Annotated in this window: 10 protein-coding genes; 4 read left to right on the forward strand and 6 right to left on the reverse strand. The window is 72.2% G+C overall.

All coding sequences use genetic code 11. From position 1 onward, the window contains the following. Positions 1–5 precede the first annotated feature (5 nt). Together ACIG3E_RS20585 and ACIG3E_RS20590 are read right to left on the reverse strand one after the other, a co-directional pair. On the reverse strand, positions 6–1,328 hold the full coding sequence (locus ACIG3E_RS20585; protein ID WP_399618219.1) for a 7-cyano-7-deazaguanine synthase: 1,323 nt from the start codon (positions 1,326–1,328) through the stop codon (positions 6–8). After that, a complete protein-coding gene (locus tag ACIG3E_RS20590; protein ID WP_399618222.1) occupies positions 1,325–2,113 on the reverse strand; it encodes a hypothetical protein in 789 nt (262 codons plus the stop codon). The genes ACIG3E_RS20585 and ACIG3E_RS20590 overlap by 4 nt, the downstream gene beginning before the upstream one ends. 358 nt (positions 2,114–2,471) lie before the next feature. On the opposite strand from ACIG3E_RS20590, the gene ACIG3E_RS20595 reads away from it, so the two are divergent. The 4 genes from ACIG3E_RS20595 (at position 2,472) to ACIG3E_RS20610 (ending at position 4,589) form a co-directional block, all read left to right on the forward strand. Then, a complete protein-coding gene (locus tag ACIG3E_RS20595) occupies positions 2,472–3,245 on the forward strand; it encodes an HAD hydrolase family protein (protein WP_399618225.1) in 774 nt (257 codons plus the stop codon). 136 nt (positions 3,246–3,381) lie between these two features. Next, entirely contained in the window at positions 3,382–3,507 is a 126-nt protein-coding gene (locus ACIG3E_RS20600; RefSeq protein WP_399618227.1) for a hypothetical protein, read from the forward strand. Continuing rightward, positions 3,504–4,142 carry a LysE family translocator gene (locus ACIG3E_RS20605; RefSeq protein ID WP_399618229.1) on the forward strand — a complete coding sequence of 213 codons (639 nt, stop codon included), beginning with the start codon at positions 3,504–3,506 and terminating at the stop codon, positions 4,140–4,142. The genes ACIG3E_RS20600 and ACIG3E_RS20605 overlap by 4 nt, the downstream gene beginning before the upstream one ends. Before the next feature lie 51 nt (positions 4,143–4,193). Next, positions 4,194–4,589, forward strand: a complete 396-nt coding sequence (locus tag ACIG3E_RS20610) for a molybdopterin-binding protein (RefSeq protein ID WP_399618232.1) — start codon at positions 4,194–4,196, stop codon at positions 4,587–4,589. Positions 4,590–4,619: 30 nt separating this feature from the next. On the opposite strand, the gene ACIG3E_RS20615 is transcribed toward ACIG3E_RS20610, so the two are convergent. The 4 genes from ACIG3E_RS20615 to ACIG3E_RS20630 all read right to left on the reverse strand — a co-directional run bounded on the left by ACIG3E_RS20615 (position 4,620) and on the right by ACIG3E_RS20630 (position 25,604). After that, positions 4,620–5,072, reverse strand: coding sequence for a class I SAM-dependent methyltransferase (locus ACIG3E_RS20615; protein ID WP_399618235.1), 453 nt, complete (start codon positions 5,070–5,072; stop codon positions 4,620–4,622). Then, a complete protein-coding gene (locus tag ACIG3E_RS20620) occupies positions 4,963–5,787 on the reverse strand; it encodes a DUF5825 family protein (protein WP_399618238.1) in 825 nt (274 codons plus the stop codon). Before ACIG3E_RS20620 ends, ACIG3E_RS20615 begins: the two co-directional genes overlap by 110 nt. A gap of 963 nt (positions 5,788–6,750) precedes the next feature. Next, positions 6,751–7,980, reverse strand: a complete 1,230-nt coding sequence (locus tag ACIG3E_RS20625; protein ID WP_399618241.1) for a cytochrome P450 — start codon at positions 7,978–7,980, stop codon at positions 6,751–6,753. 113 nt (positions 7,981–8,093) lie between these two features. After that, positions 8,094–25,604 carry an amino acid adenylation domain-containing protein gene (locus ACIG3E_RS20630; protein ID WP_399618244.1) on the reverse strand — a complete coding sequence of 5,837 codons (17,511 nt, stop codon included), beginning with the start codon at positions 25,602–25,604 and terminating at the stop codon, positions 8,094–8,096. Between the last annotated feature and the right edge of the window lie 386 nt (positions 25,605–25,990).

A 25,990-nucleotide genomic window follows, 5' to 3' on the forward strand; every position in this document is an offset into this window, starting at 1 on the left:
GCTGCCTACGCCGCATCCGCGGCCTCAGCCGCATCCGCGACCCGAAGCAGCCGGGCCAGTTCCTCCCGCCCGCGCCTGATCAAGTCGAACGCCACCGCCGGGTCCATGTCCGGCGGCAGCGGGGTATCGGTGAGGACGTCCGTAAGGGTGTATCGGCCGAACAGCCACCGCTGCAGTGCGCGCCAGTCTGTGCTCCGGTCCAGGGGTAGGTCGTCCGCCCACGGCAATGCCTCGTACCGCGTGGCGTCGGTGCCGTTGGCGTGGAGTAGTCCGGAGCGGCGCACGAGACACGGGAAGCAAACGCCGCAGTTGGCGATGGGAGGGCCGCCGCTGCGGCGGGCGGGCGGCTTGCCGCAGCTCAGGGTCGACTCCAGGTCGGACGGGGCAAGGCCCGCATCACGTCCGGCCTTGCACACCTCGCCTTTCGTGAGCTGCGCCAAGGGGTTGACCACCTGTACCGGGCTTCCGGCATCAGCCACGGCAGTGACCAAAGCGTTCAGACTGCCCAGCGTCCGCGGGTGCACGGAACGGGTGGAGCAGGCTGCCGAACGCGCGGGCGTCAGCGGTGGATTGAGGGCGAGCTGGCCGTTCTCGGGGATGTGGACGATGCCCACTCCGTGTGCGGCAGCGGCGCGGATCGCGCCCGCCGCGTACAGCAGACCGCGGGTTCGGGAAGAGGTTTCCAGTCGCAGCCCGGAACCGTCGCCCGCCGGGGTCTGACTCATCGGCAGCAGCATCACCGGCCGATGGCCGCCTAGTCGCTCGACGGCCTTGTACACCCGCTGCTGGAGACGCAGCATGCCGATCTCGCGGAACATCACGAGCAGCAGCGGTCGGGGGTCATCGGCCCGAGAGCGAGTGGCGGCCCAGCTGAGGGAGTCCAGCCCACCGGAGAAAAGCGCTACTTCGGAGGCACGCGGGTCCTCGCGGGAAACCATCGCCTCCTCGATGTAGTGACCGGCGAGAGGTCGGAAGTCCACATTCCAGATGTCCCCGGTGAGGATCTGGAGGAGTGTGGCGACGTGGGTACGGGCGGCTGCGCTCTGCCACCGCTCGTGCTCCGTGACGGGCACGGCGAGACCGATGCGGCGGGTCCACCGGTCCCGTACGCCGGCCCGACGTACGTACTTGTCCGCGATGAACGCGGCCCTGGCGACGCGGAACAAGTCGTCGGCCCAGTCGGGGACACGCCCAGGCAGATGGTGTCGGCCGGTGATGCGGCGCTCATCCTCCTGGAAGGCTTCCTCGCCGATCTCCGTCCAACGCTCATGACGAGGCCGGTCTCCTCGGCGGCCACGCCACCACAGAAGATGGTCGGAACCGGTCATGCCGCGGCTCCCTCCTCTCGGTCCATCTCCTCAGTGATCAGGCCAAGCGCCTTTCCGACCGCCCGCGGTACGAGCGCTTCAGCGAGCTTGGGCAGCGCGGCCGACGGATCCTGAGCAGCGTCCGCCATCGACTGCGCGGCGTCCCCGGCCGGTGCGAGATCCGATGCTTCCGCTGACTCCTCGCAGGGATTCGGCACCAGACGCACCACCTTCGCCGCGACCCAGTCGGCGATCCTGCCTTCCGGGTCGGTCGCGATCAGCACCGGGACGGCCAGCTTGACGTGTTCGGCGACGACAGACCGGAGGAACTCCCCCACCATGTCGGCGAAGAACACCTGATAGAGATCGCACAGGATGTCCCAGGCGAAGCCGCCGCCCGCGTGGCCCACGCCCATGGCGTCATCGAACTCGGGATGGCTGGCCCGGACATCGCTTACCGCAGCGGCCAGCCCTCTGCGCACCGCGGCATCTGCGAGTGTGCCCCCGTCTCCCCCTACCTCCGAGACGAGACGTGCGACGAGCGCGTCCGCCGACTCCACTCCCTCGGCGGCCAGGGAGCCCAGCGTCCCGGCGAGCCGCTCACCGGCCGCACAGGCGGTGTCGTACAACCCGAAAGCCGACCGATCCGCACGGAGCGTCTCGTGCAGGGCACGCAGATGGTCTGCGGCGATCTCCTCCAGCCGCTGGTCCGCGTGGCGCGAGTCCTCCCGCCAGCGCGCCAGCCGCCTCGCAGCGGAACTCCACTGGCCGCCGTTCGGTCCCTTCCATCGCGTGGATGTCCCCACATCGCCCCCAACGATGGTGTCCCAACCCGCACTTCATCCATGGCATCAGACCGGACAATCCCCAGGTAGGGCGGGACTCAGCCAGGGCGGCAAGGCCCAGACCCGCAGCCCGCCGGGCCACGCGTATCACCCTCTGTGGCATATGCACCTTACGGGCATGACCAGACGTAGCGTTGGGTCACAGGCATTGCGCAGGCCCTGGTGCAGGGCGAGTCGGAGGCTGGCGGGATTGGACGCCCCCTTCGCGATCAGGCTGATGTATGTGAGCCCGTACTTCACCGTCAAGCGGCGGCACCGGCTGGAGCGGCGAGCCCAGGTGGTGGGGTGGCCGCGAGAGTTGGGTGGTTAGCATGCGGGCATGATCATTCCCTGTGCTCGGACGACGGTTTTCGACATCGACGGGACCCTGTGCTTTGACGGGCGGGGCATCGATGACCGCGTTCTGGCCGCCCTTGAGGCGTGTGAACGCGCGGGTCAGCAGCTCGTCTTCGCCTCCGCGCGGCCGGTGCGCGATCTGCTGCCCGTGCTCGGTGGGGCCTTTCCCTCCGCCCTGCTGATCGGGGGGAACGGCAGCCTCGTGTCGGTCGGGGGGCAGGTGACCGCGCGGGCCGCCTTCCGGCGTGCGGAGCTTGAGCGGCTGCTGGTGGAGGTCGAGCGTCACCAGGGTGGCTATCTCGCCGACGGGCCCTGGGACTACGCCTACACCGGTCCGGCCGACCACCCGATCCGCGGCCGCGTCGACCAGGGCGGTCTCGCCCGGGGCGTGGAGCTCGCGGAGCTTCCCGAAGTCGTGAAGTTCCTCGTCGTCACCGCGAGCGATATGACGGCCCTGGCCGAGGCGTGCCGTGCGCTCGGCATGAGCGTCAACCACCACCTCGACGAGGCGATCATCGACCTTGCCCCGGGCCGGACCACGAAGTGGGAGGCCCTCGCCTCGCTGGGCATCGACGAGTACAACGCGTTCGGCAACGACATCAACGACCTCGACCTGCTGCGCCACGCCCGGCACGCGGTCCGCGTGGGTGCCCACGCCGACCTGGACGGCGTCGCCCACGTCACCGTCGCCGCGGAGCCGGAGGCCGTCGCCGCCGAGATCTCCCGGCTGGCCGCGGCGACGCCCGCCGCCGTCTGAGTCGTCTGAGTCGTCCGAGTCGCCTGACGCCCTTCAGCCCGGTCTTCCCGATTTTCCCGGTCTGTCCGGTCTTTCCGGATGTCGGCCGGACCTCAGTGTGTTCATACCTTGCAGATGCGAGTAGGAGGAGTACGTGATGCAGGCAGTTGACGAGGACGCGGCCGAAGAGCGCGGCCCCGTGGCGCCGGGCAGGGGTGAGCGCGGGGCGCAGGCCCCGTCGTGCGTCACGCCCGGGAACACCACCGCGCTGGACCTCGCGTGAGCACGGCGATCCTCGGCTTCGCGCTGTTCGCCCTCGTCGTGACGGTCGTCCCGGGGCCCGACCTGCTGCTCGTGCTGCGCAACACCCTGCGCGGCGGGCGGCGCGCGGGAGCGGCGACCGCGACCGGCGCCGCGATCGGCTCCCTGGCCTGGGCCGTCGCGGCGGCGTGCGGGCTCGCGGCGGCACTCGCCCGCTGGGACGCCGCCTTCATGGTCGTACGGCTCGCGGGCGCCGCGTACCTGCTGCTCCTCGGCGCCCAGGCGCTGTGGGCCCTGCGCGCGGGGAGTCCGGAGCAGAGTGCGTCACCGGCAGCCGGGGTCGCGCCGATCGCGTCGCGGCAGGCCTTCCGGCAGGGCCTGTTGAGCTGTCTGCTCAACCCGAAGGTGGGCGTCTTCTTCGTCGCCGTCGTCCCCCAGTTCCTGCCCGAAGGCCACTCGGTGCTCGCCCTCACGCTGCTGTACGGCCTCATCGACGCAGTGATCGCCGCGGGGTGGCTGCTCCTGGTCGTCCTCGCCGCGGACCGCCTCGTGGAGTGGCTCCGCAGGCCCCGCGTGGCCCGGGCCCTTGAGGGCACCGCGGGCGGCGCCCTGCTCACGCTGGGCACGGTCACGGCCGTCGAGGCCGCGCGGGCCTGACCGCCGCGGCCCCCGGCCGGGCCGCGGCACGGGCGCCTAACCTTGACGACCATGCAGGCATACACGATCGGTCAGGCGGCGCGGATGCTCGGCGTCAGCCCGGACACCGCGCGCCGGTGGGCGGACGCGGGCCGGGTGGCGACCCACCGCGACGAGGGCGGCAAGCGGCTCATCGACGGGAAGGACCTGGCCGCCTTCTCCGTGGAGCTCGCCCAGGGCGGGAGCGGCGAAGAGGAGGCTTCCCACACCTCGGTCCGCAACGCCTTCCCCGGCATCGTCACCGCGATCAAGCTGGGCGACGTGGCGGCCCAGGTGGAGATCCAGGCCGGGCCGCACCGGCTGGTGTCGCTGCTGACGCGGGAGGCCGTGGAGGAGCTGGGCCTGGAGGTGGGCATGACGGCCACCGCCCGGGTGAAGTCGACGAACGTGCACGTCGACCGCGGCTAGGGCCTCGGCGGCGGCATCAGGCGCCCGGCCTCAGGCATCAGGCCCCCTCCGCAGCACCGCGTACCGCGCGGGCCAGTCCGTCACGCCCGGCTCTCGGCCGAACGCGGCGACCCGGAGGTCCAGCACCGTGAACCACGGGGCCACCGCGGCGCGGAAGGTCTCCTCGATGGTCCAGGACGGGCCGCCGGACTGGTCCAGGGCGTCCTCCTCGCCGAGCGCGGCGGCCCCGGCGTGGACCCACAGTCCGCCGGGCCCGCACGCCCGGGCCATCGCCGCGGCGAACGTGCGGCGCTCGCGGTCCGTGGGGCAGGTGTGCAGCACGCCCCGGTCGAGGACCACCGGGTACGGCTCCGGGGGCGCGGGGCCGGTGACGTCACGGACCTCGTACCGCACCGGCGCGCCTTCCGGCGCGCGGCGGCGGGCCTCTTCGACCGCCCGGGGCGAGAAGTCGCACGCCGTCACGGCGTAGCCGCGGGCGGCCACGGACGCGTACGTGTGGTAGGGAGCCGACCCGGTGCACGAGGCCCGACGTCAGGAACGCCTCGATCTCCCGCGGCCGGAAGTCCGAGACGGGGGCGCCGTCCAGGAGTGACGCCAGCTTCCCCTTGTTCACCTTGCGCATGAGGACGCACCGCTGCGCTCCGTGGCGCAGGTCGGTGACTTCGATGAACCCCACGCCGCGCCGGTAGCCGCACTTGTTCATGTGGAACGTAGTGCGCCACTGCTCGAGGACGGCGTCTCCGTCGGGCCCAGCCACCGAACGCGGCGGGTACAGATGGCTGAACAGCCGCCAGGTTCCGGTGTCATCTCCGAGGTCCAGGTCCCAGTCGACGGAGACGCCGTGTCCCGTCAGCTCCCGTACGTGGGTGAGTCCTCGGACCGCCGACCGGTCGCTTCCGCTCTCGCCACGCCCGAGGACCACGGGCCCGGGGAGGGCGACGTGCTGGGCGCCCCGCGCGACCAGCTCCGCGACGGACCGCACAGCGGTGCCCCCGTACGGCTCCTCGCCCAGGAAGATGCCGTCCTGCGCGCGTGTCTCCTCGTCGCGTTCCCGCCAGCACCGCAGGGCCGTCGCCGCGCCCGCTTCCGGAGCGCGGCCCGCCGGGCCGTGGAGCAGTGCGGGCACCGGCGCCGGGCTGCCGTCGCGGGTCACCCAGCGCAGGAGGTCCTGGTTGGCGGCGTACGGTACGACGTGCACGGCCTGGCCGCCGTCCTCGAAGAGCAGGCCCAGCGTGCGCCAACGGGACAGCAGGTCCGCCGAAGCCGGGCCGGGTGTTGGTCAGGACGACGGAGTCGGTCAGGTCGCACTGCGTCAGGCGCCCTCGGGGGAACTCGTGGCGCCAGGCCTCGACGGCCTTCTCCAGGCGCTCCGCCCGCGTGGGCGGGATTCCTCAGGAGCCCATAAGCGGGGCGGCGCTCCGGCCTCGCGACGGTCAGGCACCCCGTACCCGCCGCGAGGCCGCGGAGGCGTCCCTGCCCCTCTGCCGATCCGGTGGCGTACGGAACGCCGGGGGAAGCAGAAGGCCTTTGATGAGGGTCAAGGGCGCTATCGCGCCATGGACACGCGACGGGCGACCGTGAGGGATAGCGGCCATCACCCCGGACCCCGCCTCCACTTCCAGCCAGCCGGGAGCCTCCGTCGTCGTGACGCCGGGCGATCGGAAGCTCCCAGGCCGTCAAGCGGAAACACCGCCCCGCGCGGCGAGAATGCGTGCGGAGCCGTGCACAATGATTCGGCCCTTTTCCTTCTCGGCGGAGAAGATCAATCCCTACAGCGGCCCTCCGGTTCCCTGTCTGGATTTGGCCATCCTGCCCTTTCGGGCACGGCATTATGCCCTTTGGGGACGGCTCAGAAGAGCAAGAGAACGACGTGACGGGCCCGTTGAGGCGCAGGGCTCCGGCGTGGGTGCGGTCCGAGCCGGATAGCGTTCCGTTTCAGCCGTTCCGCATTCCGCTTCACGGTTCGTGGTGTTGGCATCTACTCGTGGCGTGTACGGTTTTCCTATGGAACTCGACGACTGAGGGAGAGGCCTCCACGAATTCTGAGCACTGCCTCAGCTCTTGGCACCGCCCGGTGAAAAGAGCGAGGTCGCCCGGGCCCCCTCCAAGGGGGAGCCAGGACGACCTCTGCTGCGGATTTCCTCGCGGCGTAAGCGGGGATTCAGAAGCGCACCGGAAGGGAACCGAGAGCGGTGCCCTTGCCGGGGACGTCGAAGTACTGGAGTTCCTCGGGCTTGACCGCGAGCTCCATCCCCTGGTTCTGGATCAGGAACGTGTTGATGACGATCTCCGTCTCCAGCTGAGCCAGCGCGGCACCGGTGCAGTAGTGCGAGCCGCTGCCGAAGGAGAGGTGGCCGACGCCGGGACCCATGTCACGGGCGACGTCCAGCTTCAGCGGGTCCTTGAACTGCCGCGGGTCGTGGTTGACGCCGAGCAGCGAGGGGATCACCGCGTCGCCGGTCTTCACCGGGCAGCCACGGAACTCGAAGTCCTCGGCGGCGTACAGCGGTCCGCCGGTCGGCACGGACGTGGCGAAGCGGATCAGCTCCGGCACGGCGCGCCGCGCGAGCAGCTTCGGCTCCGCACGCAGCTTCGCCAGCTCCTCCGGGTGCGTGAGCAGCGCGAGGATCGCCTGGCCGAGGAAGTGCGCGGGCGGCGCGATGCCCGTGCTGGTCAGGAGCAGGAAGATGGCGATGATGGTGTCATCGGTCAGCAGGTCCTGGTCCGGGCCGCCGGGCCTGGTCAGCTCGGAGATGAGGTCGTCGGTCGGCTCAGCGCGACGGCGTGCGATGAGCTCCTTGTAGTACTCGATGATGCTGCCGATGGCCGAGACCAGGCGCTCCGTGTCGTACGAGACGTAGTCCATGATCCAGCCCATGAGCTTGGGCTGGTCGGCCTCCTCGACGCCCATGAGCTCACAGATGGCCGCCGCGGTGAACGGGTAGCCCAGCTCCGCGATGAGGTCGCCCTCCTTCTTCGCGGCCAGAGCGGCGTAGGTGTCCGCCGCGTTCTTCTCCAGGCCCGCACGGAGCGCGTTGACGCGGCGGGCCGTGAAGGCGCGCGCCACGACGTTGCGCATCCGGGTGTGCTCCTCGCCGTCGGACAGACCGAGGAGACCGAAGTACTTGAAGTACTCCCGCGGCATGCCCACCTGCTCGAGCATCTCGTCGGTCAGGCTCGGCCCCTCCGCGCCCGGCAGCTTCGACTGGTCACGGATGAAGCGCGAGTCGTGGAGGATCTCCTTGGCGTCGTCGAAGCCGGCGACGAACCAGACCGGGGACTCCAGGCCCTCGATGGCGGCCCGGAAGAAGGAGCCCTGATCGCGCAGGCTCGCGTACTCCGCTGGGTTGCTCACGGTCTTGTTGCTCAGGGTGGTGATCTGCTCCGTCACGGATCTCTCTCTTCTTGGTGTGACTGCGGGGGCCCCTCACCTGGCAGGCGAGGGGAAAGGGGTGGTGCCGGGCCCGGCCGAGTGGGCCGGGCCCGGCACCACGTGCTGCTCCGTCAGTCCGCGAGGTGGCGGTTGATGACGGTGCAGATCTCGGCCGCGACCTTGGGTGCGGTCAGGCCGAAGTGGGTGGCGTGGATGTCGCTGACGCTGACATCCCCGTCGACGTACGCGTCCCAGTAGGAGGCCTGGGCCTCCGGGCTCAGGGTCGCGTTGAAGAACAGCACCGTGCCGCGGTAGACGGGCTGGGTGAACTCCTTCGCCAGGCGCACGTGCTCGGTCATGATCAGAGCGCCGTTCTCGACGAGGGCCTTGCGCTCGGCGTCCTCCTCCTCGCCCGGCAGGTAACCGGCGAGGAAGTCGCGGCCCATGGACCGGTCGAGCACCACGTCCTCGGAGACGAAGGCGCTCGTCGGCGCGGCGTCGAGGAGCGCCACGAAGGGCACCTCGTGACCGCGACGCTGGAGCTCGGCGGCGACGGCGTGGGACAGGGTGCCGCCCATGGAGTGGCCGACGAAGTGGTACGGCCCCTCCTCCTGCACGGCGAGGATCTGCTCCACGTAGTCCAGGACCATCGCCTCGAAGCTCTCCGGGAGCGGCGAGCCGTCGAAGCCGCGGGCCTGGATGCCGTACACCGGCCGGTCCCCGAGCTGCATGGCCATGCCCAGGTACGACCAGGAGAGGCCGAATCCGGGGTGGATGAACCACACGGGGGTGCCGCTTCCGCCGCTCCTCAGCGGCAGGACCACGCCGTACGGGTCGGTGTTCTCCGACTCGGCTCCCGCGCCGCCCGCCGAGAGGCTCTCGGCCAGCTGCGCGACCGTGGGGGCCTGGAAGACCGTCCGCATCGGCACCTCGACCATGAGGACCGCCGCGATCCGGCTGACCAGGCGCGTGGCGCGCAGGGAGTGGCCGCCGAGGTCGAAGAAGTTGTCGTCGATGCCGACCTTCTCCACCCCGAGGACCTGGGCGAACAGGCTCGCCAGGACCTCTTCCTGAGGCGTGCGCGGCGCGCGGTAGGCCGCCGTGCCGCTCAGGTCGGGCGCCGGGAGCGCCCGGTGGTCGAGCTTGCCGTTGGGCGAGAGCGGCAGCCGCTCCAGCGTGACGAACGCCGCGGGCACCATGTACTCGGGCAGCCGCTCGGCGACGAAGGAGCGCAGCTGCGCCGCTTCGAGCTCCACGCCGTCCTCGGGCACCACGTAGGCGACCAGCTGCTTGCTGCCCGCCGTGGCACGGGCCACGACCGCGGCCTGGGCGACCTGCGGGTGGGCCGCTACCGCCGCCTCGACCTCGCCGGGCTCGATGCGGAAGCCGCGGATCTTCACCTGGGAGTCGGCACGGCCGAGGTACTCCAGGTGCCCGTCCGCGGTCCAGCGGGCGAGGTCACCGGTGCGGTACATGCGCCCGCCCGCCGGGCCGAACGGGTCGGCCAGGTAGCGCTCGGCGGTCTGGGCCGTGCGCCCGTGGTAGCCGCGGCCCACGCCCGCGCCGGCGAGGTAGAGCTCGCCGACGGCGCCCTGGGCGACCGGGGTCAGGGACGGCGTGAGGACGTAGCCGCGCAGGTTGTTCAGCGGGCGCCCGATGGGCACCCCCGCGGCGTACGTCGCCTCGCTGTCCAGGACGTGCGAGGTGACGTAGAACGCCTCACTGGGCCCGTAGCAGTTGACGATCCGCACGTCCGGCCACTGGGCGCGGATGCGGTCCACCAGGGCCGGGGTGAGAGCCTCGCCGCCGAACAGCAGGGCCTTGGGCGTGACCCGCTCACCCAGCTGGTCGACGAGTTCGGCGAAGGCCGAGGGCACCGAGCTGACCACGTCCAGGTCCCAGCTGTCGCGCTCGGCCAGGGCGAGGACGTCACGGACCAGTTCGACGCTGCCGCCGTTGGTCAGCGTGAAGAACAGCTCGAAGCTGGCCACGTCGAAGCCGATCGAGGTGCTCGCCAGCATCCGCAGGCCCGCCCCGAGACCGACCTCGCCCGCCATGCCGTGCAGGGCGTTGACCAGGTTGGCGTGGGTCAGACCCACGCCCTTGGGCAGGCCCGTCGAGCCGGAGGTGTAGATCTGGTACAGCAGGTGGTCCGGCAGCAGCACGCCGGTGCGCTCGCTGTCGGCCAGGTCCGCGGCGGAGTACGCCGACACGTCCGCGTCGTCGAGCAGCAGCAGCTCGGTGGCCACCCCCTCGGGCAGGACGTCCGCCACCGTGGTGTCGGTGATGATCAGACGCGGGTCCGCCGTGTCGAGGATGTGCCGCAGGCGGGTGCCCGGGTAGCCGGGGTCGATCGGCACGTAGGCGGCACCGGACTTGAGGGTCGCGAGGATCGCCACCACCAGCTCCGGCGTGCGCGGCAGGACCACGGCCACCTGGGTGTCCGGGCCGATGCCCTGCGCGGTGAGGTGCCGGGCGAGCCGGTTGGCCCGCGCGTTCAGCTCCTCGTACGTGACCCGCTCGCCCTCGTGGACGACCGCGACGGCCTCCGGAGTGCGGGCGACCTGCTCCTCGACCAGACGGATGGCCGTCTTCGCGGGCACCTCGGCGGCCGTGTCGTTGAACTGCCGCAGGACCAGGTCCTGTTCGGCCTCGTCCACCAGGTCGAGCTGGGCCAGCGGGGTGTGCGGGTCCGCGGCGAGCTGCTCAAGGACCCGGCCGACGAGCGCGGCGATCCGCTCGATCTCGCGGCGCTCGAAGAGGTCCTTGCGGTACTCCACGACCGCCATGGTCAGCTCCGGGTCGGAACCCAGGGTGATCGGGTAGTGGGTGCTGCTGTGGATGCGCATCCCGGTGATCTCGACGCCGGCCTCGCCGTGCGCCTCGCTCATGCCCTCGCGGTCGATCGGGAACGACTCGAAGATGATCATGCTGTCGAACAGGGTGCCGACACCCGCGGCGTCGTGGATCTCGGTCAGACCGAGGTTCTGGTGGTCCATCAGGACCGCCTGGCGCTCGCGCAGACCCGTCAGCAGGTCCGCGAAGGTGTCCCGCGGCGTGAACTGCACGCGCACCGGCAGGGCGTTGATGAACAGACCCACCATCTCGTCGATGCCCGGGACCTGCGGCGGACGGCCGGAGACCGTCGTACCGAAGACCACGTCCTGGCGTCCCGTCAGATGGCCGAGGACCACGCCCCAGGCGCCCTGGAGCAGCATGTTGAGCGTGATGCCCAGCTCACCGGCCCGGCGCTGGAGTTCCTGCGCGATCCCGTCGGGCAGCGGCAGGTCGACGTGCTCCGTCGCGTCCTGGCCCTCGGGGACCGCCGTGGTGGCGGCCGCCGGGGCGAGCAGCGTCGGCTCCTCGACCCCGTCCAGCTCCCGCGCCCAGGCCTGGTAGGCCTCCTCCTGGTCCTGCTTGCCGAGCCAGGCCAGGAAGTCGCGGTAGGGCCGCACCCGCGGCAGCGACGAGGTGTCCCCGTCCGCCGCGTAGGCGCGGATGAGGTCCTGGAGCATGAGCGGGAAGGACCAGCCGTCGAACAGCACGTGGTTGACGGTGAACACCAGCTCGGAGAGGTCGTCGCTGCGCAGCACCAGGGTCATGCGCATCATCGGCGGCGTCGCCGGGTCGAAGTGCGCCGTCTGGTCCTCGGTGAGGAGCTTCTCGAAGGCCTCCTCCTGCGCCTGCTCACCGAGGTCCCGCAGGTCCACGACCTTCCAGGGCAGCTCCACGTGGTCGAGGACCAGCTGGACCTGCTGACCGGAGGCGCTGGACACGTACGCCGTACGGAAGTTGGCGTACCGGTCGAGCAGGGTCTGCCCGGCCGCGCGCATCCGCTCCGGGTCGACGCCGCCGGCCAGGTGCATCGCGAACTGCACGTGGTAGGCGTCGAAGGAGGTGTCGGCCAGCTGGCTCTGGAAGAGCAGACCGGACTGGGCGTCCGTCATCGGCCACACGTCCTGGAGGCCGGGGTAGAGCTCCTCCCACGCCTCCAGGTCGCGCTGGCGCACCTTCACCAGCGAGACGTCCGACGGCGTCAGGCCGCCCGCGCCCGGGGTGCGGGCGTGCCGGGCCAGGCCTTCGAGGGCGGTGTGCCACAGGTCGGCGAGCTCCTGCGCGTCCTCGCGGGCGAGCAGCCCGGCGGGGAAGCTGAGGGAGGCGCTGAACTGCGGGCCCTGCGCCGAGTCCACGACGTAGGAGTTGACCTCCACCGTGGCCAGGGCGGGCATGTCCGCGTCCAGCTCGGCGGCGATGCCCTCCATGTCCCCGGCGATGGCCCAGCCACCGCCGCCGCCCGGCTGGTCGCCGTCGGCGAACCGGCCCAGGTAGTTGAAGGTGACCTGCCCGGCGGGGCTCGCCTGGAGGACCTCGGCGGTCTCCGGGTTGAGGTAGCGGAGGAGGCCGTAGCCGATGCCCTTGTCCGGGATGGCGTTGAGCTGCTCCTTGACGGCCTTGATGGCGTGGCCCGCGGAGCGGCCGCCCGCGACGGCCTCGTCGACGTCGAAGCCCTCGACGCTCAGGCGCACCGGGAACATCGTGGTGAACCAGCCGACCGTGCGCGACAGGTCGACGCCGGGCGCCGCCGCCTCCTCACGGCCGTGGCCCTCCAGGCGCAGGAGCAGCGAGGACTCGTCCACGCCGCGGTTCTTGCGCCACTGCGTCAGGGCCAGGGCGAGGGCGGTCAGCAGGCCGTCGTTGGGACCGCCGTGGAAGGCGGCGGGCAGCGCGGTCAGGAGCGCCTCGGTGGCCTCGGACGCGAGGCGCACCTCCACGGACTCCATGGTGGCGCGGACGTCCACCGCCGGGTCGAGCGGCCGGGAGCCGATGAGCGGGTCCGGGCCCTCCACGACGCTCTGCCACAGGGCCAGTTCGGCCGTGCGGCCGGGCGACGCGGCCTCCTCGGTGAGGGCGTGCGCCCAGTGGCGCATCGAGGTGGGCACCGGGGCGAGCTCGGGCGTGCGGCCCTCGCGGACCTGCTCCCAGGCCTCGGCGAGGTCCGGCACGAGGATCCGCCAGGACACGCCGTCGACCACCAGGTGGTGCAGGACGATGATCAGTCGGCCCGCGGTCTGCGGCCCGGCGTCGAACCACACGAACCGGGCCACGTCGCCGGACGCGGGGTCCAGCTCCCGTACGGCGGCGTCGAGCGCGGCCTTCGCCTCGTCGCGCCAGGCGGCGTCCTGCCAGTCCCCCGCGGAGGGGACGCGGCGCACCAGGGACGCGACGTCGACGGTGCCCGGCTCGGCCACCTCAAGGCCCGTCTCGTCCGCGGCGACCAGGCGGGCGCGGAGCACGTCGTGGTGGTCGACGACCGCGGCCAGGGTGGCGACCAGGCCGCTCTCGTCGATGCCCCGCGGCAGGTTCACCGCCATGGACATCACGAACCGGTCGTAACCGCCGCCCAGTTCGGTGATGTAGCGGGCGATCGGGAGCAGCGGCATCCAGCCGACGCCGCCGCCCGCCATCTCCTCGCGGACCGGTACGGCGGGCCCGCCGGTGGCGGCGGCCACCGCGAGGGCGGCCACCGTACGGCACTCGAAGACCTGGCGCGGCGTGATCTCGATGCCGTGGACGCGGGCCTTGGAGACGACCTGGATGGAGCGGATGGAGTCACCGCCGACGGCGAAGAAGTCGTCGTCGATGCCGACCCGCTCCAGGCCGAGGACCTCCGCGTACGCGGCGGCCAGAGCCTGCTCCTCGGGCGTGCGGGGCGCCTGGTAGGCGCCGCCGGGCACCTCGGGCTCGGGCAGCGCGGCCTTGTCCAGCTTGCCGTTCGGGGTGAGCGGCAGCTCGTCCAGGAGGACGAAGGACGAGGGCACCATGAACTCGGGCAGGCGGCCCGCGGCGAAGCGCCGCAGTTCCTTGGCGGAGATGCCCGCGGTGATGTCGAAGTGCTCCGCCTTCATCTCGCGGACACCGGCCGGGACGACGTAGCCGACGAGCTGCTTGCTGCCGCGCACCTCGCGGACGAGGACGACGGCCTGGGCCACGTTCTGGTGCTCGGCGAGCGCGGCCTCGATCTCGCCGGGCTCGATGCGCAGACCGCGGAGCTTGACCTGGTCGTCGCTGCGGCCGAGGTACTCCAGCTGTCCGTCGGCGCCCTGGCGCACCACGTCGCCCGTGCGGTACATCCGCGAGCCCGCGGGTCCGTAGGGGTCGGTGACGAAGCGCTCGGCGGTCAGCGCGGAGCGGCCGAGGTAGCCGCGGGCCAGGCTGGGGCCCGCCACGTACAGCTCACCGGGCGTGCCCGGGGGCACCGGGGCGAGCTGCTCGTCCAGGACGCGCACCCGGTTGTCGGCGACCGCGGTGCCGATCGGGGTGTGGTCGCTGCTCAGCGGGGTGCTGATGGAGCCGCAGACCGTGGTCTCGGTGGGGCCGTAGGCGTTGACGAAGCGACGCCCCGGCGACCAGGCGGCGGCCAGGCCGGGCGGGCAGGCCTCGCCACCGACGGTCACCGTGCGCAGGTCCGTGAGGGTGCGCGGGGTGTCCGCGGGCAGGGCGGCGAGCACGCTGGGCGGCAGCATCACGTGGGTGACGCGGCGCTCGGCGAGGGTGCGCACCAGGTCGTCGCCGACCAGGCGCCGCTCGGCCGGGACGATCAGGGCCGCACCGGTGGTCAGGGACTGCACCAGCTCCCAGAAGGCGGCGTCGAAGCTCGGCGCCGCGACCTGCAGGACGCGCGCGTCCGGGGTGAGGCCGAGCCGCTCCTGGGTGGAGTGGCTGAGCGAGGCGATGCCCGCGTGGGTCACGGTGACGCCCTTGGGGCGGCCCGTCGAGCCCGAGGTGTAGATGACGTACGCCGGGTGGTCCAGCTGCAGACCGGTGTCCGGCGTGGTGTCCGGGCTGCCCTGCCAGGCCGCCTGGACGTCGTCCGTGTCGACGGCCACGACGTCGGTAGCCAGGCCCTCCGGCAGGTCCTCGATCGCGGCCCGCGTCACCAGGAGGGCGGCGGGGGCGGCGTCGTCGACCATGTACGTGATGCGGTCGGCCGGGTAGTCGAGGTCGACGGGCATGTAGGCGGCGCCCGCCTTCAGGATGCCCAGGGCGACGGCGACCTGGTCAGCGGAGCGCGGCATGGCCACGCCCACCTGCTGCTCCAGACCGATGCCGCGTGCACGGAGCCAGTGCGCGACGCGGTTGGCCCGCGCGTCCAGCTCCGCGTACGTCCACGTGACGTCGGCCGACTCTACGGCCGGGGCGTCCGGGGCCGCCTGCACCCGGGCCGCGAACAGCTCGGGGAAGGTCGCGGGCACGGCCACCTGCTCCGGCTGCTCCCGCTCGGCCGCGAGGAGCTGGCTGCGCTCCTCGGGGGTGAGCAGGTCGGCGTAGCTGATGCGGTGCGAGGGGTTGGTGACCGCGGTGGTGAGCAGGCGCTTCCAGCGGGTGATCAGCGTCTCGATGGTGGAGGCGTCGAACAGCTCGTCGGAGTACTCGGCGGCGATCGAGATGCCCGCGGGCCTGGTCCGGTCCTCGAAGGTCTCGTCGAGGCTCAGGAGCAGGTCGTAGCGGGCGGTGCCGGTGCCGGAGCCGTCGGCCTGCACGCGCAGGCCGGGCAGCTCGAACTGGGCCGCCTCGTTGTTCTGGAGCGCCAGGGCGATCTGGAACAGCGGGTGGACGGAGGGCGAGCGCTCCGGGTTGAGCTTCTCCACCAGGGACTCGAAGGGGATGTCCTGGTGGGAGTAGGCGGACAGGCTGGTCTTGCGCACCTGTGCCAGGAGCTCGGCGAAGGTCGGGTCGCCCGAGGTGTCCGTGCGCAGCACCAGCAGGTTGACGAACAGGCCGACCAGGTCCTTCAGGTTCTCGTCGGTCCGGCCCGCGATGCCACTGCCCACCGAGATGTCGGTGCCCGCGCCCAGGCGGGTCAGCAGGGCCGCCATGGTGGCCTGGAGCACCATGAAGGGCGTCGTGCCGGTGGCCTTGGCGAGGTCCGCGATGCCCTGGTGCAGCTCGGCGTCCAGGGTGAAGCGGAGCAGGTCGCCGGTGCCCTTGAGCACGGCGGGGCGGGGCCGATCGGTCGGGATGGTGACCTTCTCCGGCAGCCCGGCGAGCTGCTCGGCCCAGTAGGCGTACTGCTTGTTGAAGAGGCTGTCCGGGTCGCTCTCGTCGCCGAGCAGCTCGTGCTGCCACAGGGTGTAGTCGGCGTACTGGACCGGCAGTTCGGTCCACTGCGGGGCGGCGCCGCCCACGCGTGCCGTGTAGGCCGTGGCCAGGTCCAGGGCCAGCGGGGCGTAGGACCAGCCGTCGGCCGCGATGTGGTGGACCACCAGGGACAGGACGGACTCCTGCGGGCCGCTGCGGAACAGCTGGGCGCGCAGGGGCAGTTCGCTCTCCAGGGCGAAGGCGTACCGGGCGGCCTCGGTGAGGAGCGAGGCGAGCTCGTCCTCGCCGTCGACGTCGCGCACGGCCAGGGTGACCGGCGCGTCCTCGACGGAGTGGATCCGCTGCTCGGGCCTGCCGTTGACCGCGGGGAAGACCGTGCGCAGCGTCTCGTGGCGGGCCACGAGGTCGTTGAGGGCCGTCTCCAGGGCCGGGATGTCGAGCTCGCCGCTCAGCCGGAGCACGATCGGCATGTTGTACGTCGCCGACGGGCCCTCGAACTGGTCGACGAACCACAGGCGCTGCTGGGCGAAGGAGAGCGGCAGGTGCTCGGGCCGCTCGGCCACGCGGACCAGGGGCGCCTGGGTGCGGACGCTGCCGTCCAGGTGCGGCACGATCCCCGCCACCGTCGGGTGGGAGAAGAAGGTGCGCAGCTCGACCTCGGCGCCGAGGGTGGCGCGGATGCGGCTGATGAGCTTGGTGGCGAGCAGCGAGTGGCCGCCCAGGTCGAAGAAGTTGTCGTCGACGCTGACCCGCTCCAGGTCCAGGACCTCGGCGAACAGGTCGCAGAGCAGCTCTTCCTGGAGGGTGCGCGGGGCCCGGCCGCCGGCCTGCGCCGACAGGTCGGGCGCGGGCAGGGCCCGGCGGTCCAGCTTGCCGTTGGCGGCCAGCGGCACGGAGGCGATGGCGACCACGGAGGCGGGCACCATGTGGGCGGGCAGCCGCTCCTGGAGGTAGCCGCGCAGGGAGCCGACCAGGACACCGATCTGGGTGGCCGCGGCCGGGTCGCTGGACAGGTACAGGTCGGCGCGGCGCGAGGGGACGAAGGCGCCCCGCACCGGCCGCGAGGTGGCGTCGGCGTCGGTCAGGACGACGGCGTCGAAGCTCTCGCCCGCCGCCGACGACCAGGTCATCAGGACGCTCCAGCCGTGCTCGGCGGCCCAGGCGCGCAGGGCCTCCGGGTCGACGGCGGACTCGGCCGCGGGGGGCGCGTCGACGATCTTGACCTCGGCGGCCCAGTCGGCCTCCTCGATCATCCGGGCGTTGAGGATGCCGGTGACGCGCAGCGCCGGGCCGTCCTGGGCGCGGACCAGCTCCGCCAGGGCGGAGAGCTCGCCGACCTGGCGGCCCCAGTCCACGGCGGGCGCGTCGCTGACGTCCAGGACGTCGACCGGGTCCTTGTGCACGAAGATCTCGTAGCGGTGCCGGGTCAGCTCGTTGTGGGCCTGGCCCGGCTTGAGGCGGATGTCCACCGCGGCCGCGCCGTGCTTCTCGCCGAACCGGTGGAACCACTCGGGGTCCAGGACCAGTTCGGGCTCGGTGAGGATCGAGCGGGCGATGGCCGCGTGGGCCGCCGCCGGTGCCTCGTTCGGGTACTGGGTGCGCTGCACGCCGGTGCGCATCAGGTGCAGCGTGCCCGCGTTGCGGACGTCACCGACCACGATGCGGCCGCCGGGCGCGAGCAGGTCGAGGGCCTTGGCGAGGACGTCGTCCAGGTAGGCGGCGTGCGGGAAGTACTGGATCACCGAGTTCAGGACGACGGTGTCGAAGTGCCCGCGGGGCAGACCGGTGGTGTCGTCGGCGGTCTGGTGGCGCAGGGTGACCTTGTCGGCGAACCCGGCCTGCTCGACCTCCTGGGTGAGGCGGCCGATGACCTGCGAGGACAGGTCGGTGGCCCAGTACTCCTCGATGTTCTCGTCGTTGAGGATGTGGCCCATCAGCAGACCGGAGCCGACGCCGAGTTCGAGGATGCGGCGCGGTCCGGTGCGCAGGATCTGCGCCACCGCCGCGTCGCGCCAGTCGCGCATCTCGTCCAGCGGGATCTCCTCGCCGGTGTAGCTGGAGTTCCAGCCGGTGAAGTCCTCGCCCCACTCGGTGCCGGTGGCGGAGTAGACCTCGTCGTAGATCTGCTCCCACTCGTCGACCTGCTTGGCGGACTCCTCGATGTACTCGGTGCCGTCCAGGTCCGGGACCACGTAGGCGATGAGCTGCTTGTCGCCCGCGCCCTCGTGCGGGACCACGACGGCCTGGCCGACGGCCGGGTGCGTGGACAGGGCGGCCTCGATCTCGGCGGGCTCGACGCGCACGCCGCGGATCTTGATCTGGTCGTCCTCACGGCCGACGTACTCGATCTGCCCGTCGGCGTTCCAGCGGCCGAGGTCGCCGGTGCGGTACATGCGCGACCCGGCCGGGCCGTAGGGGTCGGCGACGAAGCGCTCGGCGGTCAGCTCGGCCTGGCCGTAGTAGCCGCGGGCGATGTTCCCGGCGACGTACAGCTCGCCCACCACGCCCGGCGGCAGGGGCGCGAGGCCCGCACCGAGGATGTAGGTGCGCATGTTGCCCAGCGGGGTGCCGACAGGGGTGTTGTCGGCGGCCTGCCACGCGGTGCCCGCCTCCAGGGCGAAGGTGGTGGCGTAGAAGGACTCGGTCTGGCCGTAGGCGTTGACGACCCGCACGTCGGGGAGCGTCTCGCGGATGCGGTGCACGAGCGTCGCGGGCAGCGCCTCACCGGCGAAGATGACGGTCTCCAGGCCGGTCATGGCGGGCAGCCGGTCGCCCAGCTCGGCGAAGACCGACGGCACGGTGTGGATCACGCTGGCCGTCACCTCCTGGCGCTCGGCCAGGACCAGGGCGTCGCGGACCACCTCGATGGTGCCGCCCTTGGCGAGGGTGGTGACGACCTCGAAGACCGAGACGTCGAAGTTGACCGAGGAGTTGGCGAACATCCGCGTGTCCGCGGTGACGCCGACCCGCTCGGCGAGCCGCAGCACGCCGTTGACCACGTTCGCGTGGCTGATCACCACGCCCTTGGGGGTGCCGGTGGAGCCGGAGGTGTACATCACGTACGCGGCGTTGTGCGGCCGCGCGGCCGCGGGCTCGGCGCCGTCGGCGGGGCCTTCGAGGTCCAGGTCGCCCAGGAACAGCGACGGGACGTCCGTCTCGGGCAGCACCCCGACGGTGTCGGCGTCGGTGAGGACCAGCTGCGGGCGCGCGGTGGACAGGATGTGGTCCAGGCGCGAGCTCGGGTACTTCGGGTCGATCGGCAGATAGGCGCCGCCCGCCTTGAGGATGCCGAGCATGCCGGTGACCAGGTCGGCGGAGCGCGGCAGCGCGAGGCCCACCACGGTCTCCGGGCCCACCCCGCGTCCGGCGAGCTCCTGGGCGAGCCGGGTCGCGCGGGCGTCAAGCTCGGCGTAGGTGTACGCCACGCCGTCGAAGGTCACCGCGGTCTTCTGCGGCACCTGCGCGACCTGCCGCTCGAAGAGGCCGGGGATGGTCAGCTCGGGCGTCTCGGCCGCCGTGTCGTTGACGGCGTGCAGCCGCTCGCGCTCGGCGGACTCCAGGAGGTCGATCGAGCCGAAGGGGGCCCGAGGGTCCTCGGCCAGCTGCGCCAGGACCCGGCCCAGACGCACGGCGATGTCCTGCGCGCGGTCCTGGTCGAGCAGGTGGTGCTGGTGCTGGAGGCTCACCTTCAGGTGCGGCTCGGCCACCGCGATGACCGTCAGCGGGTAGTGGGTGCCGCTGAGCGGGCTGATCCCGGTCACGGAGATCCCGGCGGCCGAGTACGCCTCGCTGAGCGCGGCGCTGTCGATCGGGTACGACTCGAAGACCACCATGGTGTCGAACAGGGCCCGCAGGCCGGTGCTCTGGTGCAGGTCGAGCAGACCGTGGTGGTGGTGGTCGAGCAGCGCGCCCTGGCGGTCCTGGAGGGTGCTCAGGACGCTGCCGAGGGAGGCGCCGGGGGCGCAGTCCACCCGCACCGGAAGGGTGTTGATGAACAGGCCCACCATCTCGTCCACGCCCGCCACCTGCGGCGGACGGCCCGAGACGGTGGCGCCGAACACCACGTCCTGACGCCCGGTCAGACCCGCGAGGAGCATCGCCCACGCGCCCTGGACCACGGTGTTCAGCGTCACGCCCAGCTCGCTCGCGCGGCGCGAGAGCGCACGGGACTGCTCCGCCGTGAGCGGCACGTCGATCTGGCCCGCGCCCGAGGCCTCGCCCTGCTCGTCGGAGCCGACGGGCAGCAGCAGCGTGGGCTCGTCCACGCCGTCGAGCTCCTTCGCCCAGGCACGGGCGGTGGCGTCCTTGTCCTGGCGGGAGAGCCAGGCCAGGAAGTCGCGGTAGTTGCGCGGCTTGCCCAGCTCCGAGGCGTCCCCGGCGGTGCCGTACAGGCGCATCAGGTCCTGCATGATCAGCGGGATCGACCAGCCGTCGAACAGGGCGTGGTGGGCGGTGAAGACCAGCTCCCACGCCTCGTCCTCCAGCTTGACCAGGGACATCCGCACCAGCGGGGCGGTGGCCGCGTCGAAGCGCGTGCCGTGCTCGGTGGCCAGGAACCGCTTGAGCCGCTCCTCGCGCTCCGCGCCCTCGAAGGCGCTCAAGTCCTCCTCGTGCCAGGGCAGTTCGACGTGGCTCTGGACGATCTGGACGCGGTCGCCCGCGCTGTCGGTGGTGAACGCGGCCCGCAGGTTGGGGTAGCGGTCCAGGAGCGCCTGCCCGGCGGCGCGCATCCGCTGCGGCTCGACGGCACCGGCGAGGTGGAAGTCGAACTGCATCTGGTAGGCGTCGAAGGACGCGCCCGCCAGCTCGGTGTGGAACAGCAGACCGCTCTGCATCGCGGTCAGCGGCCACACGTCGGTCAGGCCCGCGTACTTCTCTTCCCACGCGTCCAGGTCGCCCTGGGCCACCGTCACCAGCGGCACGTCGGAGGGGGTCAGGCCGCCCGCGGTGGGCTGCGCGGCGTGCTGCGCGAGGCCGTCCAGGGCGGTGGTCCACAGCTCGGCGAGCTCCTCCACCTCGGCCTGCGTGAAGAGGCCGGAGGGGTAGTCGAGCCGGGCGGCCAGGCGCGGCCCCTGCTCGCCGTCGGCGACGTACGCGGTGACGTTGAGCGCGGCGAGGGCGGGCATGGCGGCGTCGAGCTCGGCCACCAGCTCGGTGGTGCCCTCGACCTGGGTGAAGCCGAGACCCCGCAGGTTCTCCGGCATGTTCGCCGAACCGGCGTAGTGGCCCAGGTAGTTGAAGGATATCTGGCCGGTGGAGTAGCGCCCCAGAACCTCGGCGGTCTCCGGGTTGAGGTAGCGCAGGAGGCCGTAGCCGATGCCCTTGTCCGGGACGGCGAGCAGCTGCTCCTTGACGGCCTTGACGGCACTGCCCGCGGCGGCGCCGCCGGTGAGCGCCTCGTCCAGGTCGACGCCCGCGACGTCCAGGCGGACGGGGTACATGCTGGTGAACCAGCCGACCGTCCGGGACAGGTCGGCTCCGGGCGCGGCGGCCTCCTCACGGCCGTGGCCCTCCATGCGCAGCAGGAGCGAGGACGCGGCGGAGTCGTCGACGCCGCGCTGCTTGCGCCACTTGGCCACCGCGAGGGCGAGCGCGGCGAGCAGACCGTCGTTGACGCCGCCCCGGTAGGCCGCGGGCAGGCTCGTCAGGAGCGCCTCCGTGGCCGCCGCCGACAGCTCCTTGCGTACGTACTCGATGGTCGCGATGGTGTCGACGGCCGGGTCCAGCGGGCGGCTGCCGAGGACCGGGTCGGGTCCGGCGACGATGGAGCGCCACAGGGAGAGCTCCGCGCCGCGCTCGGCGGACGCGGCCTCGTCGGCCAGGGCGTGCGCCCAGCGGCGGGCGGAGGTGCCCACCGGCGCGAGGTCGGGGGTGCGGCCCTCGCGGACGTCCTTCCAGGCGGCCGCCAGGTCGGGCAGCAGGATGCTCCAGGACACGCCATCGACGACGAGGTGGTGCAGGACGAGGATCAGGCGTCCGGCGCGCTCGGTACCGGCGTCGAACCACACGAACCGCGCCATGACCCCGTCCTCGGCGGACAGGCGGTCGGCGGCGGCGTCCAGCTCCGCGGCGGCCTGCTCGCGCCAGCCGTCCGCCCAGGTGCCGTCGCAGGCGATCCGGTGGACGAGCGACGCGGCGTCGACCGTGCCGGGCGCGGACGCCTCAAGGCCGGGGTTCGCGCCGGTGACCAGGCGCGAGCGCAGCGCGTCGTGCCGGTCGAGGACCGCGGTCAGGGTCGCGACCAGGGCGGCCTCGTCCATGCCGACGGGCAGGTCGACGGTCATCGACATGGTGAACCGGTCGACGCCCACGCCGAGTTCGTCGAGCCAGTGGCCGACCGGCAGATGCGGCATGAAGCCGGTGCCGCCGCCCGCCAGCTCCTCAAGGACCGGTCCGGCCTGGACGCCGTCGGCGGCGAGCTCGGCCAGCTCGGCGACCGTACGGGCCTCGAAGATCTGCCGCGGCGTGACCTCCACGCCCCGGCTCCGGGCCCGCGCCACCACCTGGATGGAGCGGATGCTGTCACCGCCGACGGCGAAGAAGTCGTCGTCGATGCCGACCCGCTCCAGGCCGAGGACGTCGGAGTAGACCCCGGCGAGGATCTCCTCCACCTCATTGCGCGGCGCGCGGTAGTCGCTGCCGGTGAACTCCGGCTCGGGCAGGGCCCTGCGGTCCAGCTTGCCGTTGGGGTCCAGCGGGAGCCGGTCGAGCATCACGAACACCGACGGCACCATGAACTCCGGCAGCCGGTCGGAGACGAACTTGCGCAGCTCGCGCGAGGAGACGGCGGCCGTCAGGTCGACGTCGAGGTCGCCCACGTTCGCCACCGCGCCGGGCTCGGACTCCCACAGCTGCGTGGCCACCACATAGCCCACCAGCTGGGTGCTGCCCTGGTGCTGCCGCGTGACCACCGCGGCCTTCGCGACGCCCGGGTGGGCGGTCAGGGCCGCCTCCACCTCGCCGGGCTCGATGCGGAAGCCGCGCACCTTGACCTGCGCGTCGTCACGGCCGACGTACTCCAGCTGCCCGTGGTCGTTCCAGCGGGCCAGGTCACCGGTGCGGTACATGCGGTGCCCGGCCGGGCCGTAGGGGTCGGCCACGAAGCGCTCGGCGGTGAGTCCGGCCTGGCCGAAGTAGCCGCGCGCCACCTCGCCCGCCACGTACAGCTCGCCCACGACGCCCGGCGCGACCGGCTTCAGGCCGGCGCCCAGGACGTAGGTGCGCATGTTGCCGAGCGGCACGCCGATGGGCGCGCCGGCGGTGCCGGTCCAGCCCTCCTCGGCGTGGAAGGCGGTCGCGTAGAACGACTCGGTCTGGCCGTAGGGGTTGATCACGCGCACGCCCGGGATCGCCTCCCGGGCCCGCTCCACGAGGGAGGCGGACAGCGCCTCGCCGCCGAAGACGACCGTGTCGGCCTGGATCTTCCCGCCCACCTGGTCCAGGAGCTCGGCGAAGACCGAGGGGACCGAGCTGATCACGCTGCCGGACCAGCCGCCGCGCTCGGCGACGACCAGGGCGTCACGGACCACCTCGACGGTGCCGCCCACCGACAGCGTGGTGACGATCTCGAAGACCGAGACGTCGAAGTTCACGGAGGTGCCCGCGAGCGTCCGCGAGCCCGCCTCCAGGCCGACCACCTCGGCCAGGCGCGTCACGCCGTTGACGACACCGATGTGCGTGACCGCCACGCCCTTGGGCTTGCCGGTGGAGCCGGAGGTGTACATCACGAAGGCGGTGTTGTGCGGGTGCAGCGCGGCCGCGGGGGTGTCCGCCGGGCCGTTCTCCAGGTCGAGCTCGTCGAGCCGGAGGCGGGGGGCGTCACCCTCGGGCAGCACCGACTCGGTGTCGGAGTCGGTCAGGATCAGCTGCGGGCGAGCCTCGGAGAGGATGTGGCCGAGGCGGGCGCTGGGGTAGCGGGGGTCGATGGGCACGTAGGCCGCACCGGACTTGAGGATGCCGAGGAGGGCGGTCACCAGGTCCGCGGTGCGCGGCACGGCGAGGCCGATGAGCGTCTCGGGGCCCGCGCCGCGGCGGATCAGCTCGTGCGCCAGGCGGTTGGCCCGCTCGTCCAGCTCGCGGTAGGTCAGGTCCTGCGCTTCGGAGGTGACCGCGATCGCGTCGGGGGTCAGCTCGGCGCGCCGCTCGAAGAGCTGGGCGACGGTGCCCTCGGGGGTCGGCTCCGCGGTCTCGTTGCGCCCGGCGAGGACGTGGTGCTCGGCGTCGGACAGCACGTCCACCGCGCCCAGGCGCATGGTGGGGTCGGCCGCGAGGTGCCGCAGGATGCGGACGAAGCGCTCGCCCATCTCCACGACGGTGTCCCGGTCGAAGAGGTCGGTGGCGTACTCCAGGTGGCAGTGGACGCGGCCCTGCTCGTCGGAGGAGAAGTTGAACTCCAGGTCGAACTTGGACGTCTCGTTGCCGATGGCCTTGAGCTCGACGCTCAGGCCGGGCAGGTCCAGCTCGACGCGGGCGGTGCTCTGCCAGCTGAACATCACCTGGAAGAAGGGGTGGTACGCGGTGGAGCGCTCCGGGTTCAGCGCCTCGACGAGCCGCTCGAAGGGCACGTCCTGGTTCTCGTAGGCGCCGAGGGCCTTGTCCTGGACGCGGTCGAGGACCTGCTCCAGGGTCGGGTTGCCCGACAGGTCCGTGCGCAGCACCCAGGTGTTGACGAAGAAGCCGACCAGCTCGTTGAGCGCGCTGTCGGTGCGGCCCGCGACGGTCTGGCCGATGGAGACGTCGTCGCCCGCGCCGAGGTGGTTCAGGAGCATGGTGAGCGTCGACTGCATCATCATGGCCCGCGTCAGACCGCGCTGGGCGCCGACCGCGTCGACGGCGGCGGCGAGGTCGGCGTCGACGGTGAAGACGACCACGTCACCGTGGTGGCTGGCCTTCGAGGGGCGCGGCCGGTCGGTGGGCAGGCGCAGCTGCTGCGGCGCGCCGTCGAGCTCGCGGCGCCAGTAGTCGAGCTGGGTGTGCAGGACGCTGCCGGGGGTGTCGCCGTCGCCGAGGTACTCGCGCTGCCACAGCGTGTAGTCCTTGTACTGGACGGGCAGTTCGGCCCAGCCCGGCTCCTGGGACGCCACGCGGGCGGTGTAGGCCGTGGCCAGGTCCTGGCTCAGCGGCACGATCGACTCGCCGTCGGCGGCGGCGTGGTGCACGACGAGGACCAGGACGTGGGCGTCGGGCGCGGTGCGCAGCACGCGCGCCTGCACCGGTATCTCGTGGGAGAGGTCGAACCGGTAGGCCGCGGCCTCGGCCGTCGCGGCGTCCACGTCCTCGGGCGCCACCTCGATGACCGGCAGGTCCGCCAGGAGGCCGTCGGCAGGCAGGATCTGCTGCACGGGCCTGCCCTCGTCGTCCTCGACGAACAGCGTGCGCAGGCTCTCGTGGCGGGTCACGACGTCGCGCAGCGCCAGGCGCAGGGCGTCCACGTCCAGCGCTCCGTCCAGCTGCAGCACGAACGGGATGTTGTACGTGGCCGACGGGCCCTCGAGCCGGTCGATGAACCACAGCCGGCGCTGCGCAAAGGACAGAGGGATCATTTCGCGTTAACTCCTCGGTGGGTCTTCCTGCACAGACGGGCCAATTGCATGCGCAAAGGTGGGCGCGGATGGCGCGCGAACTCGACGTCCGTGGGTTTCATGAATTTCGAATGGGCGAGCCGGTCTATCGGTCCGTCTCGTACCTGCCGCTCAATTCACATCGGGATGACGGCGGTCGGGCACTTCGGGCTGACGGCGGAGCGACACTTACTTTTCCCGCAGCGCCCCTCGGGGTCAAGCGAATTCGGGGTGGAGCAGCACGCGGCCGGTGCCCCGTTTTTCCTGGCGACAGGACATCTTTTCCTGGCGACAGGACATCGGGACACCGGCCGGGCCGCGGCGGCCGGGGGCGGCCGCCGCGGCGGGGCGCCGACGGCGGCGCGGGA

It is taken from the genome of Streptomyces sp. NPDC053474, from assembly GCF_044544845.1.
In the GTDB taxonomy this organism is placed as follows: Bacteria; Actinomycetota; Actinomycetes; order Streptomycetales; family Streptomycetaceae; genus Streptomyces.

Excerpts from the sequence above, each read along its gene's own strand:
- ACIG3E_RS20610 (WP_399618232.1), top strand. The coding sequence starts at position 4,194 with ATGCAGGCATACACGATCGGTCAGGCGGCGCGGATGCTCGGCGTCAGC.
- ACIG3E_RS20600 (WP_399618227.1), top strand. The coding sequence starts at position 3,382 with ATGCAGGCAGTTGACGAGGACGCGGCCGAAGAGCGCGGCCCCGTGGCG.
- ACIG3E_RS20585 (WP_399618219.1), bottom strand. The coding sequence starts at position 1,328 with ATGACCGGTTCCGACCATCTTCTGTGGTGGCGTGGCCGCCGAGGAGAC.
- ACIG3E_RS20630 (WP_399618244.1), bottom strand. The coding sequence starts at position 25,604 with ATGATCCCTCTGTCCTTTGCGCAGCGCCGGCTGTGGTTCATCGACCGG.
- ACIG3E_RS20595 (WP_399618225.1), top strand. The coding sequence starts at position 2,472 with ATGATCATTCCCTGTGCTCGGACGACGGTTTTCGACATCGACGGGACC.